The sequence below is a fragment of the Paenalcaligenes sp. Me131 genome (assembly GCF_050487225.1).
In the GTDB taxonomy this organism is placed as follows: domain Bacteria; phylum Pseudomonadota; class Gammaproteobacteria; order Burkholderiales; family Burkholderiaceae_B; genus Paenalcaligenes.
The window spans coordinates 1,089,907-1,105,098 of sequence record NZ_JBKQGY010000001.1 but is presented as its reverse complement, the minus strand read 5'-3'; the positions used below and the strand labels follow the sequence as shown (position 1 = coordinate 1,105,098).

Below are 15,192 nucleotides of genomic sequence, written 5' to 3'. Positions count from 1 at the left end.
CACCAAATCACAAAAGTTTCCTCTCTGTCTCCCCGATTGTGTTGGGTGTGGCTAGGTTTACAGCGCTTTAGACTAGTGCTTCAATCTGCTCTTGCAGTTCTAGCCATTCTTCTTCAAGGCTGGCGTGCTTTTGGCTGCACTCACCATGTTCAGCAAGCAGAGCGGGGCGTTGTGCCTTGTACGCATCTGTGTAGAAGTCTGGGTCAGCAATGAGTGCATCCAGTTCTTCTATGCGTGCCGCCAGTTTTTCCATGCTGGCCTCGATTTTTTGCACCTGCTTTTCTAACGGTTTGCGCAGAACAGCCAAGCGCTGACGCTCCTGTGCATCGTTTTTACGCTGTTGACGCCTATCTACTGCAGGGGTGTCTGAACCATCGTCTTCCCCATTGGCAGCGCTTGAGGATGAGCTCTGACGTTTCTGTAGCCATTCGCGGTAGTCTTCTAAGTCACCATCGAACTCTTGAACTTGGCCATCAGCCACAATCCAGAAGTCGTCTACCGTGCTGCGTAGCAGTTGCCTATCGTGCGACACGATAATGACACTACCTTCGTACTCGGCTAGGGCTTGGCTCAGTGCTTCGCGTGTTTCTACGTCCAAGTGGTTGGTAGGTTCATCCAGTAGCAGCAAGTTGGGTTTGCGCCAAACGATGAGGGCCAAGGCTAAACGGGCTTTTTCACCACCGGAAAATCCAGCAGTGGTGTCCATTGCCATGTTGCCACTAAAGCCAAAACGGCCTAGATAGTTACGCAGCTCTTGCTCGCGCACTTCGGGCGCAATGCGTTGCAGATGCAGAATAGGGGAGGCGTTAGCATCAATCATGTCCAACTGATGCTGAGCAAAGTAGCCTACTTCCAAACGGCTGGAGCAGATCAATTCGCCAGACAAGGGGTTAAGCTCTTGTGCGAGGGTTTTGATCAGGGTGGATTTACCTGCGCCGTTCACACCCAAAATACCAATGCGTGCACCACCACGTACGTCTAGCTTGATTTGCTTCAAGATGATGCGTGGAGGCTCATCAGCTAGTTCGGCTGCATAACCTAGGTTGGCATCCACCAGTCGCAGTAACGGGTCTGGCATGGATTGCGGTTCTGGCAGGTGTATGTCTAGCGTGCTATCAGTTTTTAATGGCGCCAGCGATTGCATACGTGCCAACGCTTTCACACGGCTTTGGGCTTGTTTGGCTTTGCTGGCCTTGGCTTTGAAACGGTCAATAAACGCTTGCAGCTTAGCTGTTTCGCGTCCTTGGCGTTCATGAGCAATGCTAAGTTGGCGTGCTTTTTCAGCACGCTGCATCAGAAAGTCTTGATAGGTGCCACGATAGCGCTCTAGCTTTTGGTGGTCAAAGTGCAAAATGATGCGTGCAACGGCATCCAAGAACTCCGTATCGTGAGAAATAATCAGCACGGTGCCGGGGTAAGAGCCTAGCCAACGCTCAAGCCAGAGCATGGCGTCCAAGTCCAAGTGGTTGGTGGGCTCATCCAGCAGCAGCAAGTCAGAGGGGGCCATTAGGGCACGGGCTAATGCTAGGCGCATTTGCCAACCGCCCGAGAATTCGCCGACTGGGCGCATCCACTGATCGGGCTTAAAGCCCAAGCCTGCCAGCAGTTGTTCGGCTCTGGAAGGCGCGGACCAGGCGTCTGCCTCGATGAGCTGGGCTTCTAGCTCGGCAATGCGCTCACCCTCAGATTCTTTACAGTCAGCACGTTGTCGTTGCAGCTCACGCAAGTGCGTGTCGCCATCAATGACGAATTCGCGAGCAGGGCGATCCCTATCGTTGATCTCTTGCTCTACGCTGGCCATACGCCAGCTTTCGGGCATGTCTAGTTGACCGCTATCGGCATCTAACTCGCCTTTGAGCAGCGCAAATAATGTGGATTTTCCGGCGCCATTACGACCCACAACACCAACACGCTCGCCGGGGTGTATGGTGAACTCTGCTTGATCTAGTAGGACTTTAATGCCGCGGCGTAAGGAAAGATTAGAGGCTCTGATCACGCTTCCAACTGCTCCTTGGTCAGTAGCAGAATTTGGTCTTCTGCGTTTTCAGTACTGAGCCATACGGGGTCTAAATGAGGGAAGGCTTCGACGAAATTAGCGTACTCATTACCAATTTCTAGTACCAAAATACCGTTGTCGGTGAGGCGTTCTGCTGCACCCTCAATAATGCGGCGCACGAGCACCATGCCATCGTCACCACCAGCGAGCGCCAGTCGGGGCTCGTGCAGATATTCTTCTGGCAAGGCCTGCATAGAGCCTTCATTCACGTAGGGAGGGTTACTGATAATCAATTGATAACGGCTAGGAGGCAAGGCCTCGTATAAGTCACCTTGAAAGAGCTGCAGGCGGTCTTCTAGCTCGTAGTCGTGTACGTTTTCTTGAGCGATAGCCAATGCATCCGGTGATAGGTCTACAGCATCCACCAAGGCGTTCTCAAACATGTTGGCAGCGATGATAGCCAAGCAGCCACTACCGGTGCAGAGATCCAGTACGCTACTGACGTCTTCTGGCTCTTCTATCCACGGGGAGAGTTGCTGCATCAGTAGTTCGGAAATAGGCGAGCGAGGCACGATGCAGCGCTGATCGACTTTGAACTTATAGCCTTGCAACCATGCTTCACCTGTTAGATAAGCAGCAGGCAAACGATCAGAGCAACGGCGTGCAATCATGTCTATGCAGCGTTGACGCTCTTGCTTGGTAAGACGGCAGTCTAGAAAAGGTTCTAGCGTATCAGGGGGCAGGTTCAAGCTGAACAGCACCAAATACACGGCTTCATCCCATGCGTTATCGCTACCGTGGCCGAAGCTGAGCTGGTGGGCATTGAACTGGCTAACAGACCAGCGCAATACATCGCGCAGCGTACGCAGTTCGTCTACCGCGTTATGGCAGTGTTCTGTGAAAGAGGAATGTGACACTATCGATCCTAGAATAGGGCAAGCCATGGCACCCTACGACGAGGGTGAGGCAAAAACTGACAATGCCCTATTGTACTGGCTCTAGGCTGTAGATCAGGAAGAAAAACGTGCTGGTATCAGCTTTTCTAGTGGCAGGCGTTGCACAATCAGTGCAGATAATAGCGAGACCACCAGCGCCCCCAACATATCAAAGGGGAAGTGCACGCCTAAGTAAATGCGGGCCCATGCCACCAATGCCGACATGAAAAGAATCATGGCACCTGTAGCGCGTGTAATGGCCATAAAAAACAGTGGGAATCCCGTAGCCAACACTAGGGTCATGTGAATGCTGGGAAAGGATGAGGTAGCGGCATGTTCAGTTAGCGTCCGCCCTAAGCCCATCACAAAGGGGCGTGCGTGCTCCATGTTGTAGCGGAAAAGATAGGCAACAGTAAGGGCTAAAACCAGCGTGCAACCTACGCGTAACATAATGAGGGGAGCGTGTTTTGGATGCATGGGCAGCGTGAGTAGCGCTAACAGCGCGGCGATGATTAAGGGCCACTCAGCTAAAAAACGAGCACTGTCTATAAGCCATAACGGGGCATCAGCACTGGCATTGATCCATAAAAATAGTTTTTGATTAAACGCTTCCACAACAAACAACCTTTTTGTAACGCAACTGCAATAATTCTAAATTATACGCATGAGGCAATTCGGCGCTGAATGGATGTTGCGAGATGTTACGTTGCCCCTGTTTTGCGATGATCTCGTTACAATCTATAACGGTGGACAATGTTGTCCATGAGCCTAGACTGAACGAGGGATCGGAATGCAGCAGGTATTGCGCGGACTAAAATCGCTGGCAGGGCCTTTTCAATCCTTTGTGATCGCTGCCGCACCTGAGCAGCCGTTACCGTTATTTCAAGAGTGGTTGCAGGCGGCTATTGATGCCGGTATTGCAGAGGCGCATGCGATGACACTTTCCACAGTAGATGAGCAGGGCATGCCCGATGCGCGAGTCTTGATTCTTAAAAATCTGGATGAGCAAGGTTGGTACTTTGCCACCACGCGACGCAGCCCAAAATCTAAGCAGGTGGAAGCTACTCATAAGGCGGCATTGACCTTTTATTGGCAGCCCTTAGGGCGTCAGGTTCGCATACGAGGTGAGGTGATTGCTGCGTCAGCGCAGGTATGCCAAAGCGATTTTCAGGAGCGTCCTGTGGGCTCTAGGGCAGGAGCTTTATTGGGGCGGCAAAGTGATGTGCTGTTGAATGAGCAGGAGCTCATCAATGGTCTCGCTCAGCAGCGACAGCGAGTGGAGCACGATCCTACGTTGGCTAATCCCGATTGGGTGGTGTATAGGGTAGAGGCGCACGAGGTGGAGTTCTGGCAGGGCGACACTGAGCGTAATCATGTGCGTTTGCGTTATAGACGTACAGAATCTACGAACACCGGTTGGATCAAAGAACGTTTGTGGCCGTGAGCAGAAACTGCTCGGGCAAGTGAAGAGCCGCATAGCTGCTGTGTTGGCGCAATGCATTCAAGGGTTTCCCCCAGCGTTATGCACAGGGCATGGGGATAACTACGCAGTAAGGTACGAGGAAAAGGGCTGGTTATGAATGTAGATGCATTGGAAGCAATGCTGGAAAAAGTAATGGATACGCCGTTATTGCGCTTTGGTTTGGGCAAGGCGTATTTGGACCAGCAGAATACAGCCCTAGCGATCACACACTTACAGCAGTGTGTGGCACAAGATCCGCATTATTCGGCTGCGTGGCAAATCCTAGGGCAAGCTTATTTGGACTCTGGCGATACAGAGCTGGCTCGTCAGACATGGGAACAAGGCATGTCGGTGGCGCAAACCAAAGGCGATAAGCAAGCCGAAAAAATCATGCAGGTTTTTTTACGTCGTGTAGATAAGCTGCGTAAGACAGAGTAGGGATATGGTCTGAGTAGGGCCACGGTAGCAAAGTAGTAGCAGGTAGTATGGCAGAACGGAAAAAATCAGGAGTATCGCGCGCCGCACCTAAGCGTCGCGCATCGCAGGGCGCAAGTCAGGGTGGGCTGAGTAAGTTTTGGCGCACGGTAAGCCTAACGGCGATCGCTGTATTTAGTGTCAGTAGTGTGCTGTGGCATGCTGATGGCAGATACCTTAAAGATGAGTTGGTGCAAAAGTGGGCTGAGTTGCAGACCCTGCTCCAGCCGGTGGAGGTGGCTGAATACACGCCAGAGACTCCCAATGTCTCGCAACACGTACAGACGTCTTTTTCTCAATGCACCCAGATGTTTCCAGGGCCGCGCCCCATTGTGCCCAGTGGTGAGCAATTGCGAGAACTGTGCTTTAGCGCATTTGCGATATTACATAACGGGCAAACTAAAACCCCGATATTCGTTGCGCAGCGTTTGAACAGGCAGATGATCAGCCGAGCCAAAGGGCAAGCTCGTACGGATAGGTTCTATGAAGAGGGGCGTTTACCTCGAGTGGAACGGGCCAAGCTCGATGATTACAGGCGCTCGGGGTATTCACGTGGTCATATGGCTCCAGCAGGCGATATGCACGATGCCGATGCGATGGCGCAAAGCTTTTCGCTGGCCAATATGGTGCCTCAGGATCAGCGTCATAATGCAGGGGCATGGAGCCGCATCGAAAATGATACACGCAAATATGTAAGTAGAGCCCAAGGTGATGTCTACGTATTTACGGGGCCTTATTACGCCAATCAACAAAACGTTGTGGGTGAGGGGCGCGTGGTTGTGCCTACGCATCTGTATAAGGTGGTTTACGATGCCACCACCGGGCGTTCATGGGTGCATTGGCACGAGAATAAACCGGAAACTAAAGTGGGCCCACCCATCAGTTATGCCGAGTTTGTACAACGCACGGGATTGCACTTGTTGCCTCAGGTGTTACCTTCCCAGTAGTGAGTATGATCAGCTTTGGTAACACTCGTTTAATCTCGCTCAAGTCACTTTCTGCAGGATGTGGCATGATAAGGGAATACCTTATTGAGGGAGAATATCAGTAATGAAGAAACTACAATTGGCGATGATTGTCGTGCTATCCAGCGTGGCTTATTCCGCTTCGGCGCAGAACTATGGCTGTGAGCGTAAGCTACAGTCGCTGGAAACGCAGCTTAACTACGCTAAGCAACATGGAAATGTGCATCGTCAACGGGGTTTAGAGCGGGCCATAGCCAATGTGCAAACACATTGCTCTGATGCGTACTTGTTGCGTGATCTTCAGGAAGACATTGATGATCAACAAGAAGATATCGATGAGATTCTTGAGGAAATCCAGGAAAAGCAAGCTGAGGGTCGTGTAGATAAAGTAGAGCGACTGCAGCGCAAACTAGAGCGTAAGCGTCAAAAACTCGCCGACTTACAAGCAGAAATGGAAGATTTGCAATCCCTGCCTCATGCAGAGGGGCGTCAACGTAGCCGTTAAGCTAGACGTGTTTAAAAAGGCCTGTAACCGTGTGGTTGCAGGCCTTTTTTCTTAGTGTGTGGTTTTCTTGGGGGTGGAGCCATCCTGTTTACCCAGTACGGCTCGTGCTAGCTCAGTAGTCTCTTTGATACGGGATTTCATTGTTTTTCTGGCGGTATCGGGTAGAGAGTAGCGATCAGAGATTTCATCTGCAATGGCGTACAGCAAATTCAGTGTTTCTTGTGCTTGTCCAGTTTTGGCGGCAAACATGGCCAGATGTGCAGAGAGCAGAGCTTGGTCAGCGAGCGCAATGCCAAGCAGAGTTTGATGGTCTTGGGTAGGAGTGGTTTGACTCATGAGTGTTCCGAAAAATCAGGGCAGGGCCTGCTGATAGAAATAAGGCATTTTAGCAGGTTGAAATAATGCTGTAGTAGTAGCGTTGGTGTGTAAAATGCAGGCATTACCACTTTATATAAAGTATTGGGCAAGGAGCAGAGATGCGTATTGTAAAAACAGTGAAAGTGATTGCCATTGCTATGCCATTGCTGATGTTGGCAGCGTGTAAAACCGTGCCATTAACGCCAGAGCAAGAAGCACAACTTCAAAGTGAAGAGTGTGGTGCGCCTACATTTCAATATTTAGTAGGTACGCCAGCGCAAAGCTTAAATCTGGATGTATTGCCACCTTATACACGTGTGATTTATCCCTATTCGGCAGTGACGATGGACTTCAATCCTATGCGCTTAAATGTGTATGTAAATGACGAGGGGTTTGTAACGCGTCTATCTTGCGGTTAAGGTTGGCGTATACAAGGCCTACGAAGCGCGTAGGTTGAATATCGTTACGAAGAAAAGCCCATTTTTGCTGTTGTAGTAGTAAAGGTAAATGGTATTCTGGGTGTTACAGCAGCAAGGAGATTGTATGAAGTGGGTGAATAAAATGCTTGTCGTGGCCGGGTGTGTGGCTAGTTTTTCTGTAGGAGCGCAGGCAGAGGCACAGCGTTACAGCGTGGGCGATTTAGAGGTAAGGGCTGACAGTATAGAGGTCTTGGAGCCTACGCTATTGCACGCGAAAGGGAATGTAGTCATTACCCAAGGCGACTCCGAAATTAAAACGGATGAAGCACAGATTAAAGTACCTAACAAATCCGATCTGTTCGATGCCTCTATATTGAAGGGCAAAACAGCAATGGATGGTGAAATTAAACTTTATAAAGAGGGTTTCTTACCAATGAACTCATCGCAAGGTGAAACATATTGGTGGAATCCTGATAAAAAAGTATGCCTAAATACTAAAGTCGAATCTGGCTATTATGCAGAGCTGACACAAGTTGACAATAGTGAATGTGATACATAAATAGCTTATAAAACAAATAGCTAAGATTAAGTAAGGCGTAGCAAATTGCTACGCCTTATTTTTTGTTTACAAATAGATAAATAATAAAGGTAGGTGAAGGGGGCAATAGAAATTCATTCAGTGTTAGAAAGTCATAATGATAAGCATTGAGTGGTACTAAGTTATCAATGCATAAAAACATATACAGCAAGCACTAGCTTCCACTATTTGAATTTTCAATATAACGCGGAGTAGTTATGGACACGTACAAGCCCTATGAGCACCCAGCGGGCGGCTGGGATGCGCTTAAAGCTATGGAATCAGCATTGCTGAAGCAGGATATTCCTGCTGAAGGTATGCGAATCTTATCCAAGATGAACCAGCATGATGGCTTTGACTGCCCGGGCTGTGGTTGGGCGGACCCCAAGCAGACATCCAAGTTTGAGTACTGTGAGAACGGCGGTAAAGCCATTGCGTGGGAGTCCACCAAAAAGCGCTGTACGCCGGAGTTCTTTGCGCAGCACACAGTGACAGAGCTGGCTACGTGGGACGATTACGATTTAGAAATGGTGGGGCGTTTGACGCACCCCATGCAATATGATGTGCAAAGTGATCGTTATAAGGCGGTCAGTTGGGACGAGGCTTTTGCATTGGTGGCTTCGCATTTGCAGGCGTTGAATGATCCTAATCAGGTGGAGTTCTATACCTCGGGCCGAGCATCCAACGAAGCGGCGTATCTGTTCCAGTTATTTGCGCGTGAGTACGGTACGAATAACTTTCCTGATTGCTCCAATATGTGCCACGAACCTACTAGCGTAGGGTTGCCACAATCTATTGGTGTAGGGAAAGGGACGGTGCTGCTTGAGGACTTTGATAAAACAGAATGTATTTTTATCTTTGGCCAAAACCCCGGCACGAATAGCCCGCGCATGATGACATCGCTGCGTAATGCGGCCAGACGAGGCGCGACCATCATGTCCTTTAACCCTTTTAGGGAACGAGCACTAGAGCGTTTTCAAGCCCCACAAGATCCAGTAGAGATGGCAACCTTTAGCTCTACGCCTATTTCCTCAAGACTGTTCCAGGTCAAAGTAGGGGGGGATGTGGCGGCGATCAAAGGCATCATTAAATGCTTGTTGGCGATGGATAAACAGGCCAAAGCAAATAACCAACCAGCGGTATTGGATTGGACATTTATTAATGGTCATACCAGCGGTTTTGCAGAGATGGCTGCCGATGTAGAGGGTACTGACTGGGCAGATATAGAGCGAGTGTCGGGTCTGTCGCAAGCCGATTTGCAAGTGGCTGCTGATGCCTATGCCAAGGCCGATAGTGCAATTTTAGTCTATGGCATGGGCATTACTCAGCATCGCCACGGTACGCATAATGTGCGTCAGGTGGCGAACCTGGCTTTGCTGCGTGGCAACGTAGGTAAAGAGGGGGCGGGTATCTGTCCAGTACGTGGGCACTCTAATGTGCAGGGCGATCGTACGGTAGGGATTACAGAAATCCCAGCAAAAGATTTTCTGGATAGGCTGCAAGCGCATTACGGTTTTGAACCACCACGGGAACCGGGTCATAACGTTGTGTCAGCGTTAGAGGCGATGGTACGCGGTGAAAGCCGGGTCTTCATAGGTTTGGGTGGAAACTTCTCTGTGGCGATTCCCGATTGGGATCAGACACAGGAAGCCATGCGCAAGTTGAATCTCACCGTACATATTTCTACTAAATTAAACCGTAGTCACTTAATTCACGGTAAAGACGCATTGATTTTGCCCTGTTTGGGGCGCACTGAACGTGATGAGCAGGAAACAGGCTTGCAAGCGATGACCGTGGAAGATTCCATGTCTATGGTGCACGCCACCAAAGGTTCATTTGAACCTGCCTCAGAGCATTTGCGCAGTGAGCCAGCTATTGTTGCAGGTATGGCCAGCGCCACCTTAGGGCCGCAGTCTAAGGTGAAATGGAACTATCTGATCGCTGATTACTCACGCATACGTGATGATATTGAGGCGGTTTTCCCTGCATTGTTCCAAGCCTATAACCAGCGTATTCAACAGCCAGGTGGCTTTCATTTACCTTCCGCCGCGCGTGAGCGTGTGTGGTCTACCAGCACAGGTAAAGCGAATTTTTTGATCAGTGAAGGGGTGTGCGAGGATACGCAGCAGTCTGATCCCGACGTGCTATGGCTATCTACCGTGCGCAGTCATGATCAGTACAACACAACACTGTATTCTCACTCTGATCGCTATAGAGGCATACATAATGCGCGAGATGTGCTGTTCATCAATGAGACTGAGATTGCGCGACTAGGTTTCAAGTCTGGTGATAGGGTGGATCTGGTGACTAACTCCAACGATGGGGTAGAGCGCCGCGTGAGTAACTTCCAGATTGTGGCGTATCCATTTCCTGATGGCAGTTGTGCGGCGTATTACCCCGAAACCAATCCCTTGGTGCCGTTGTATGACCATGATCCACAAAGCAACACACCTGCCTCAAAAGGCGTGCCCATACGCTTGGTGAAGTCGGCTTAATGACTAGACTCAAAGGTGTGTCATCCAGTGGTGACACACCTTCTGTGCGACTTGTGCCAAGCGGAGTATGATGAAAATTGGTCTTAATCAGGAGCTTATATGAATATCAGTACCCGCAATAAACTGTCTGGCACCGTTAAAGAGATTCATACGGGCGCGGTGAATGACGAAATAGTCATTGCTGTGTCTCCTTCGCTCAGCGTAGTGGCCATCATTACCGATAACAGCACTCAAAGTTTGGGTCTGAAGGTAGGTGCTAAGGTGGTTGCTCTGATTAAAGCGTCTTCTATTGCGTTGGCGACAAATGTGGATGATTTGCTGTTTTCAGCACGTAATCAGTGCAAGGGCTCGGTGACAGCATTGCATAAGGGCGCGGTAAATTCTGAAGTGCAAATGGATGCAGGGCAGGGTGTCACACTGAGTGCGGTAATTACGAACACCAGCGTAGATGAGTTAGGTATTGCAGTGGGTTCGGCTGTGACGGCTATTTTCAAAGCATCCAGCGTGATTGTGGCAGCTAAAAAAGCCTAAGCATTAAGAAGATCGTACTGGCCTGTTTATAGGTCAGGACGCGTGTGCAGAATGATGCTGCACTTCATGAGTGCATGGCGTGACGCTAGTGTTTTTGTCACGCCAAATTTTGCACCAAACAATGTAAAGCAATGATAAATCAATGGCTTGTTCTTAGTGAATGAGCTTTTGGGGTTGATTTATTTGTCTGTTTTGATATAATGTCAAGCACACCTCGTGTTTTGGTGTTGTATTTGTCCTCATACATGCTATCCATCAGGAGCACGTCATGCCTGAACAATCAGGTCCTCGAATAGGACTGGGTCAGGCTAGTGATGGCATGCGCTAACTGCGACTGTATTGCAGACCAGACTGCGCATTAACTCTGGCCTGACTCTTTTCCTGCTCACGCTTATATTTTTAGCGAAACGCTAAGGGTTTTTTGTTGCCCAAAGCTTTATATGTACCCGTTGTTTGAGTGGGTACAAAGGAGAAGAATCATGATTAAAAAAATCTCTTTCAATACATTTCGTCCCTCTGCTCTACGTAAAGTGAGCGCACTCTCTTTGGGACTGAAAAAACGTCGCACTACCTCTACACAAGCTGTGCGTGTTACCCATCACCAACCCATGTTTGGTTTATTGATTAACGACCATACTCGTTAATCCACAGTAGAACAGGCGCCCTTTGTGGCGCCTGTTTTGTTAGTGGCTCTGGCGCGCGTTATACTCATCTCTTAACGTATTGCTACCAAAGGGTGTTGTGCGTATTTCCCATCGATCTGCTCAAGCTACTATCAGGATGCCTCTGTGGAGGCGTTGCATATGCTTGTTGCTGGGAATTATGTTGGCGTTTTCGGCGGTGGGTGTGCCAACAGCGGCGGCGTTGTCTGCTGAGCCTGCATTGGCGTTGTCGCACGCCTCACATCAAAGCCCCAACGTGCCCTGTTCAGATTGCTCGCCAGATGAGCATGCTGCCTTATGCGAAGTGCAAGCCTGCACCAGCATGATGTGCAATCTACACAGAGGGGCTGTGTCTTCAGTCTCTTTCCTCCCACTGAACTTAAGCCACGAGCAATTCTCTATGCTTGGTGCAGTTGCGGTGTCCGCTTTCTATTGTCCTGATCTACCGCCTCCGCGATAGCGTTTGTCTTTTCCCAGAATTAAATCTATGTATTTTTCATCGTGGCATGAAGGCCGCGGTGACTCTAGGAGTTGTAGATGAAACGCAGACATGTTTTGAAAGCAGTCGCTGCTAGCACTGTGTTGGCGCACCCTGTTGCACGCGCTCAAATGATGAACCATCAGGGCATGATGGGGCAGCATCATAGGATGGGGGCGGAACATGCCATGCCCGCCATGGGTGATGGAGGGATGCACGGTGCAGGGAGTACTTTATTGCCTATAGACCGTATGCCATCAGGGTTGCCGCTTGAGGTCTTGCCTAAGCTTGTGAATCAGACTAAGCAAGCTGGTGTGTTTAAAGCCACGATAGAGGCCGCCCCCACCACGCTTACGGTGGCCGCACGTAAACCTACCGAGTTTTGGTTGTATAACGGTCAACAGCCTGGGCCGCAGATAGAAGTGTATGAAGGCGATGAGGTAGAAATTACCTTCATAAATAGTTTGCCTGAGGAATCTACGATCCACTGGCATGGGCTGCCTGTACCTTCGGATCAGGATGGTAACCCTCAAGATGGTGTAGCACCTGGCTCGCAACGCATTTATCGATTTCAATTGCCAGAGGGTAGTGCGGGTACGTATTGGTATCATCCGCATCCGCACGGCAAAACTGCTATGCAGGTTGCCCGAGGTTTGGCTGGCACGTTTGTGGTCAAAGCCAAAAATGATCCATTAAAAGACTTACCTGAACAACATTGGATGATTTCCGATCTGCGCTTGGATCAACAGGCAGGCATTCCACCCAACACCATGATGGATTGGATGGATGGCCGGGAAGGGCAGTTTGTACTGATTAATGGTCAGCGAGACCCTGCGATTACGGTCAGCACACAAACGCGCATACGCATTTGGAACAGCTGTGCGGCGCGTTATTTGCAGCTCGCTATACCTGGGTGTCAATGGCAGTTGTTGGGTACTGATGGCGGTTTGTTAGAGCGTGCTCAACCACCCGTAGAGACCCTGTTTTTAGCGCCAGCTGAACGTGTTGAAGTGCTGCTGTTGGCACCGGCTGATCTGCAGGCCGAGTTGATAAATCGCTACTACGACAGATCTAAGATGATGGTGCGTGATGATCCCAGCGATATGGCGTTGGCACACATCTACGTGAAGAAGGAGAGGCCTGTAACCTTGCCGGATGTGCTCAGAACCTTTGAGGAGTTAGGGCCTGCTGTGGCGACTAAGCATGTGGAGTTTAGTGAGCACGATATGCCACATGATATGGGGCAGGGCATGTCTACATCGATGATGCACAACATGTTTCTCATAAACGGTAAAAGCTTTGAGATGGATCGTATTGATCTACGTAGCCGTGTGGGGGATGTGGAAGAGTGGCGTATTTTCAATAACTCTCATATGGATCACCCTTTTCATTTGCATGGCACACAGTTCTTAGTGACTGCGCGAGAACGTAATGGGATGAAGCAGGTTGAGCCATTTAATGCCTGGCGAGACACAGTGAATCTGCGTCCGTACGAAACGGTAGTGTTTTTGGTGAAACAACGTATGCCGGGTTTACGTATGTTCCATTGCCATATTTTAGAGCATGAGGATTTAGGCATGATGGCCAATTTATGGGTTGAATAAAGCAGAGAATATCTCGTAGTGAAGCACGCCTTAGGGCGTGCTTTTTTGTTCTGATGTATTTACATATGGTTTCTATTTCATTATTGCTATTAGGAGTTGTCTTAGATTTTGAAAAAACGATAGTTACTAAAATATTTTTCACTTAGCAGGGATAAGTCTGATTTAGAAGGTTTTTTGGCGTTTGTTTATGTCTTGCCGTTAGCGTGATAGGCCCAAAATTGCAGATAGACATCAGGCTCGTTTTTTTAGCACTACATTATTTAGTAACTGGGTATATCAAATGAACGCAAAAACATATTTTTCAGCAATAACAGCTACTGTACTGATGACAATGGGTGCTTCTAGCGCTTTAGCACAACAAACTGGGGAAATACGTTTTTATGGCGAGATAGTGAACGGGAGTTGTAGCCCCATAGACCATGTAGCCAACGCCTACACTGCTAAGGAAAAACTGAAATTTGATCTAGGGTTTAATAATTGCCTAGAAGAAATCCAACAGGCTGTAGGGGTATCGGTACAAGCTATGCATGAAGATGGCGAAAGACTAGATGTCACCATGAACACATTGGGCTCTGGTCTGGATATTGTGCTAAGCCCGCTGATGCAGTCTGGCCAAGCACAACGAAATCACACTAGCTTTCATATGGTAGAAAAAGATCAGGCTACCTCTTTAGGTATTCGTTATCGTGATGCAGCAGGCCAGTTAACCGCTGCAACAGAGAAGGTTTACGTGATTTTGAATCTGCAATATGTCTAAGCAGACTCTAGGTACGCTTTTATGGCATTTAAGAAAAACGTCATAAAAGCGTAACCCCCCTGACATACGCACTCTCTACCATGTCGACATTGCAAGACTTTTCTTGCCAGAAAAGGATGAACCACAATGTCGGCAATTCAGGTACAAGCGCTGAATAAGACCTTTCATACTAAGAAAGTACTAACAGCTCTTGATCTCTCTATTCCCCGCGGTGCCATGGTGGCGCTGATCGGAGCTTCAGGCTCGGGGAAATCTACATTATTGCGCCATTTAGCAGGGTTGACCAAAGCAGACTCCGGGCAGGATTGCCGCGTAGAGGTGCTGGGCAAAACCATGCAGAGCAACGGTATCTTGAGCCGTGATGTTCGCCGTTTGCGCGCCAATATTGGTTATGTATTTCAACAATTCAATTTAGTAGGCCGCTTAAGCGTACTGCAGAACGTGCTTTTGGGCTGTTTGGGGCGTATGCCCAGACTACGCGGCACGTTGGGCTTGTTCAGTCATGAAGACAAAGAACGCGCCTTGCAAGCCTTAGAGCGCGTGGGCCTACTAGAACACGCTTACCGACGCGCTTCCACGCTTTCAGGTGGCCAACAACAACGTGTGGCCATTGCCCGCACACTGTGTCAGCAGGCCGATGTGATCTTGGCGGATGAGCCTATCGCATCGCTGGACCCCGAGTCAGCCCGCAAAGTGATGGAAAGCCTGCGTCGCATCAATCAGCAAGATGGCAAAACAGTCATCGTGACGCTGCATCAAGTGGATTATGCCGTGAAGTATTGCCAGCATGCTGTCGCATTGAAAGACGGTGTGAAGCACTTTGATGGCCCTGTCTCTGAGCTAAGCAATAGCTTCTTGAACCAACTGTACGGTTCCAGCATGGAATCCAGTTTTATCCCAGAAAAAAGTACGGAAGAAAACCGTGCTGATTTTCTGAATTTTGTCGCTGCCTGATTATTACTGTACGCAGGAATT

Annotated in this window: 17 protein-coding genes; 13 read left to right on the top strand and 4 right to left on the bottom strand. The window is 49.3% G+C overall.

What is annotated here, in order from left to right; all coding sequences use genetic code 11:
• Nucleotides 1-67: 67 nt before the first annotated feature.
• The 3 genes from ACLPHM_RS05320 to ACLPHM_RS05310 form a co-directional block, all read right to left on the bottom strand.
• Nucleotides 68-1,996, bottom strand: coding sequence for an ABC-F family ATP-binding cassette domain-containing protein (locus ACLPHM_RS05320; protein WP_430220220.1), 1,929 nt, complete (start codon nucleotides 1,994-1,996; stop codon nucleotides 68-70).
• Entirely contained in the window at nucleotides 1,993-2,940 is a 948-nt protein-coding gene (gene prmB, locus ACLPHM_RS05315) for a 50S ribosomal protein L3 N(5)-glutamine methyltransferase (RefSeq protein ID WP_430220219.1), read from the bottom strand. The genes ACLPHM_RS05320 and prmB overlap by 4 nt, the downstream gene beginning before the upstream one ends.
• Nucleotides 2,941-3,006: 66 nt before the next feature.
• Nucleotides 3,007-3,546, bottom strand: a complete 540-nt coding sequence (locus ACLPHM_RS05310) for a phosphatase PAP2 family protein (protein ID WP_430220218.1) — start codon at nucleotides 3,544-3,546, stop codon at nucleotides 3,007-3,009.
• A 175-nt stretch (nucleotides 3,547-3,721) separates the two neighbouring features.
• Between ACLPHM_RS05310 and ACLPHM_RS05305 the strand changes: the two genes are divergently transcribed.
• The 4 genes from ACLPHM_RS05305 to ACLPHM_RS05290 all read left to right on the top strand — a co-directional run bounded on the left by ACLPHM_RS05305 (nucleotide 3,722) and on the right by ACLPHM_RS05290 (nucleotide 6,337).
• A complete protein-coding gene (locus ACLPHM_RS05305; RefSeq protein ID WP_430220217.1) occupies nucleotides 3,722-4,375 on the top strand; it encodes a pyridoxine/pyridoxamine 5'-phosphate oxidase in 654 nt (217 codons plus the stop codon).
• Nucleotides 4,376-4,507: 132 nt separating this feature from the next.
• Nucleotides 4,508-4,831, top strand: coding sequence for a tetratricopeptide repeat protein (locus tag ACLPHM_RS05300; RefSeq protein ID WP_430220216.1), 324 nt, complete (start codon nucleotides 4,508-4,510; stop codon nucleotides 4,829-4,831).
• Between the two features lie 47 nt (nucleotides 4,832-4,878).
• On the top strand, nucleotides 4,879-5,814 hold the full coding sequence (locus ACLPHM_RS05295) for a DNA/RNA non-specific endonuclease (protein ID WP_430220215.1): 936 nt from the start codon (nucleotides 4,879-4,881) through the stop codon (nucleotides 5,812-5,814).
• Nucleotides 5,815-5,917: 103 nt separating this feature from the next.
• The gene (locus ACLPHM_RS05290; protein WP_430220214.1) at nucleotides 5,918-6,337 is read left to right on the top strand and encodes a DUF1090 domain-containing protein; all 420 of its coding nucleotides are present in this window, start codon (nucleotides 5,918-5,920) and stop codon (nucleotides 6,335-6,337) included.
• A gap of 51 nt (nucleotides 6,338-6,388) precedes the next feature.
• Here ACLPHM_RS05290 and ACLPHM_RS05285 read toward each other — a convergent pair whose 3' ends face one another.
• Nucleotides 6,389-6,673, bottom strand: coding sequence for a hypothetical protein (locus ACLPHM_RS05285; protein ID WP_430220213.1), 285 nt, complete (start codon nucleotides 6,671-6,673; stop codon nucleotides 6,389-6,391).
• A gap of 140 nt (nucleotides 6,674-6,813) precedes the next feature.
• On the opposite strand from ACLPHM_RS05285, the gene ACLPHM_RS05280 reads away from it, so the two are divergent.
• From ACLPHM_RS05280 to phnC, 9 genes are all read left to right on the top strand, one after another.
• A complete protein-coding gene (locus tag ACLPHM_RS05280; RefSeq protein WP_430220212.1) occupies nucleotides 6,814-7,113 on the top strand; it encodes an I78 family peptidase inhibitor in 300 nt (99 codons plus the stop codon).
• 124 nt (nucleotides 7,114-7,237) lie between these two features.
• Nucleotides 7,238-7,672 (top strand): LptA/OstA family protein, encoded by a 435-nt coding sequence (locus ACLPHM_RS05275; RefSeq protein WP_430220211.1) that lies wholly within the window; start codon nucleotides 7,238-7,240, stop codon nucleotides 7,670-7,672.
• 236 nt (nucleotides 7,673-7,908) lie between these two features.
• On the top strand, nucleotides 7,909-10,185 hold the full coding sequence (locus tag ACLPHM_RS05270) for an FdhF/YdeP family oxidoreductase (protein ID WP_430220210.1): 2,277 nt from the start codon (nucleotides 7,909-7,911) through the stop codon (nucleotides 10,183-10,185).
• A 99-nt stretch (nucleotides 10,186-10,284) separates the two neighbouring features.
• Nucleotides 10,285-10,716, top strand: coding sequence for a TOBE domain-containing protein (locus ACLPHM_RS05265; RefSeq protein ID WP_430220209.1), 432 nt, complete (start codon nucleotides 10,285-10,287; stop codon nucleotides 10,714-10,716).
• A gap of 479 nt (nucleotides 10,717-11,195) precedes the next feature.
• Nucleotides 11,196-11,360, top strand: a complete 165-nt coding sequence (locus ACLPHM_RS05260; protein ID WP_430220208.1) for a hypothetical protein — start codon at nucleotides 11,196-11,198, stop codon at nucleotides 11,358-11,360.
• 178 nt (nucleotides 11,361-11,538) lie between these two features.
• The gene (locus ACLPHM_RS05255) at nucleotides 11,539-11,838 is read left to right on the top strand and encodes a hypothetical protein (protein ID WP_430220207.1); all 300 of its coding nucleotides are present in this window, start codon (nucleotides 11,539-11,541) and stop codon (nucleotides 11,836-11,838) included.
• Nucleotides 11,839-11,915: 77 nt separating this feature from the next.
• Nucleotides 11,916-13,460, top strand: a complete 1,545-nt coding sequence (locus ACLPHM_RS05250) for a multicopper oxidase family protein (protein WP_430220206.1) — start codon at nucleotides 11,916-11,918, stop codon at nucleotides 13,458-13,460.
• Nucleotides 13,461-13,740: 280 nt separating this feature from the next.
• On the top strand, nucleotides 13,741-14,217 hold the full coding sequence (locus ACLPHM_RS05245; protein ID WP_430220205.1) for a hypothetical protein: 477 nt from the start codon (nucleotides 13,741-13,743) through the stop codon (nucleotides 14,215-14,217).
• Nucleotides 14,218-14,343: 126 nt separating this feature from the next.
• Complete coding sequence (gene phnC, locus ACLPHM_RS05240; protein WP_430220204.1) at nucleotides 14,344-15,171, top strand: phosphonate ABC transporter ATP-binding protein; 828 nt, start codon at nucleotides 14,344-14,346, stop codon at nucleotides 15,169-15,171.
• Nucleotides 15,172-15,192: the final 21 nt, after the last annotated feature.

Bases quoted from the DNA above. Each gene is read 5' to 3' on its own strand.
- ACLPHM_RS05275 (WP_430220211.1), top strand. From the start codon at position 7,238: ATGAAGTGGGTGAATAAAATGCTTGTCGTGGCCGGGTGTGTGGCTAGT.
- ACLPHM_RS05245 (WP_430220205.1), top strand. From the start codon at position 13,741: ATGAACGCAAAAACATATTTTTCAGCAATAACAGCTACTGTACTGATG.
- ACLPHM_RS05260 (WP_430220208.1), top strand. From the start codon at position 11,196: ATGATTAAAAAAATCTCTTTCAATACATTTCGTCCCTCTGCTCTACGT.
- phnC (WP_430220204.1), top strand. From the start codon at position 14,344: ATGTCGGCAATTCAGGTACAAGCGCTGAATAAGACCTTTCATACTAAG.
- ACLPHM_RS05300 (WP_430220216.1), top strand. From the start codon at position 4,508: ATGAATGTAGATGCATTGGAAGCAATGCTGGAAAAAGTAATGGATACG.
- ACLPHM_RS05305 (WP_430220217.1), top strand. From the start codon at position 3,722: ATGCAGCAGGTATTGCGCGGACTAAAATCGCTGGCAGGGCCTTTTCAA.
- ACLPHM_RS05270 (WP_430220210.1), top strand. From the start codon at position 7,909: ATGGACACGTACAAGCCCTATGAGCACCCAGCGGGCGGCTGGGATGCG.
- ACLPHM_RS05265 (WP_430220209.1), top strand. From the start codon at position 10,285: ATGAATATCAGTACCCGCAATAAACTGTCTGGCACCGTTAAAGAGATT.
- ACLPHM_RS05250 (WP_430220206.1), top strand. From the start codon at position 11,916: ATGAAACGCAGACATGTTTTGAAAGCAGTCGCTGCTAGCACTGTGTTG.
- prmB (WP_430220219.1), bottom strand. From the start codon at position 2,940: ATGGCTTGCCCTATTCTAGGATCGATAGTGTCACATTCCTCTTTCACA.
- ACLPHM_RS05280 (WP_430220212.1), top strand. From the start codon at position 6,814: ATGCGTATTGTAAAAACAGTGAAAGTGATTGCCATTGCTATGCCATTG.
- ACLPHM_RS05255 (WP_430220207.1), top strand. From the start codon at position 11,539: ATGTTGGCGTTTTCGGCGGTGGGTGTGCCAACAGCGGCGGCGTTGTCT.
- ACLPHM_RS05290 (WP_430220214.1), top strand. From the start codon at position 5,918: ATGAAGAAACTACAATTGGCGATGATTGTCGTGCTATCCAGCGTGGCT.
- ACLPHM_RS05295 (WP_430220215.1), top strand. From the start codon at position 4,879: ATGGCAGAACGGAAAAAATCAGGAGTATCGCGCGCCGCACCTAAGCGT.
- ACLPHM_RS05285 (WP_430220213.1), bottom strand. From the start codon at position 6,673: ATGAGTCAAACCACTCCTACCCAAGACCATCAAACTCTGCTTGGCATT.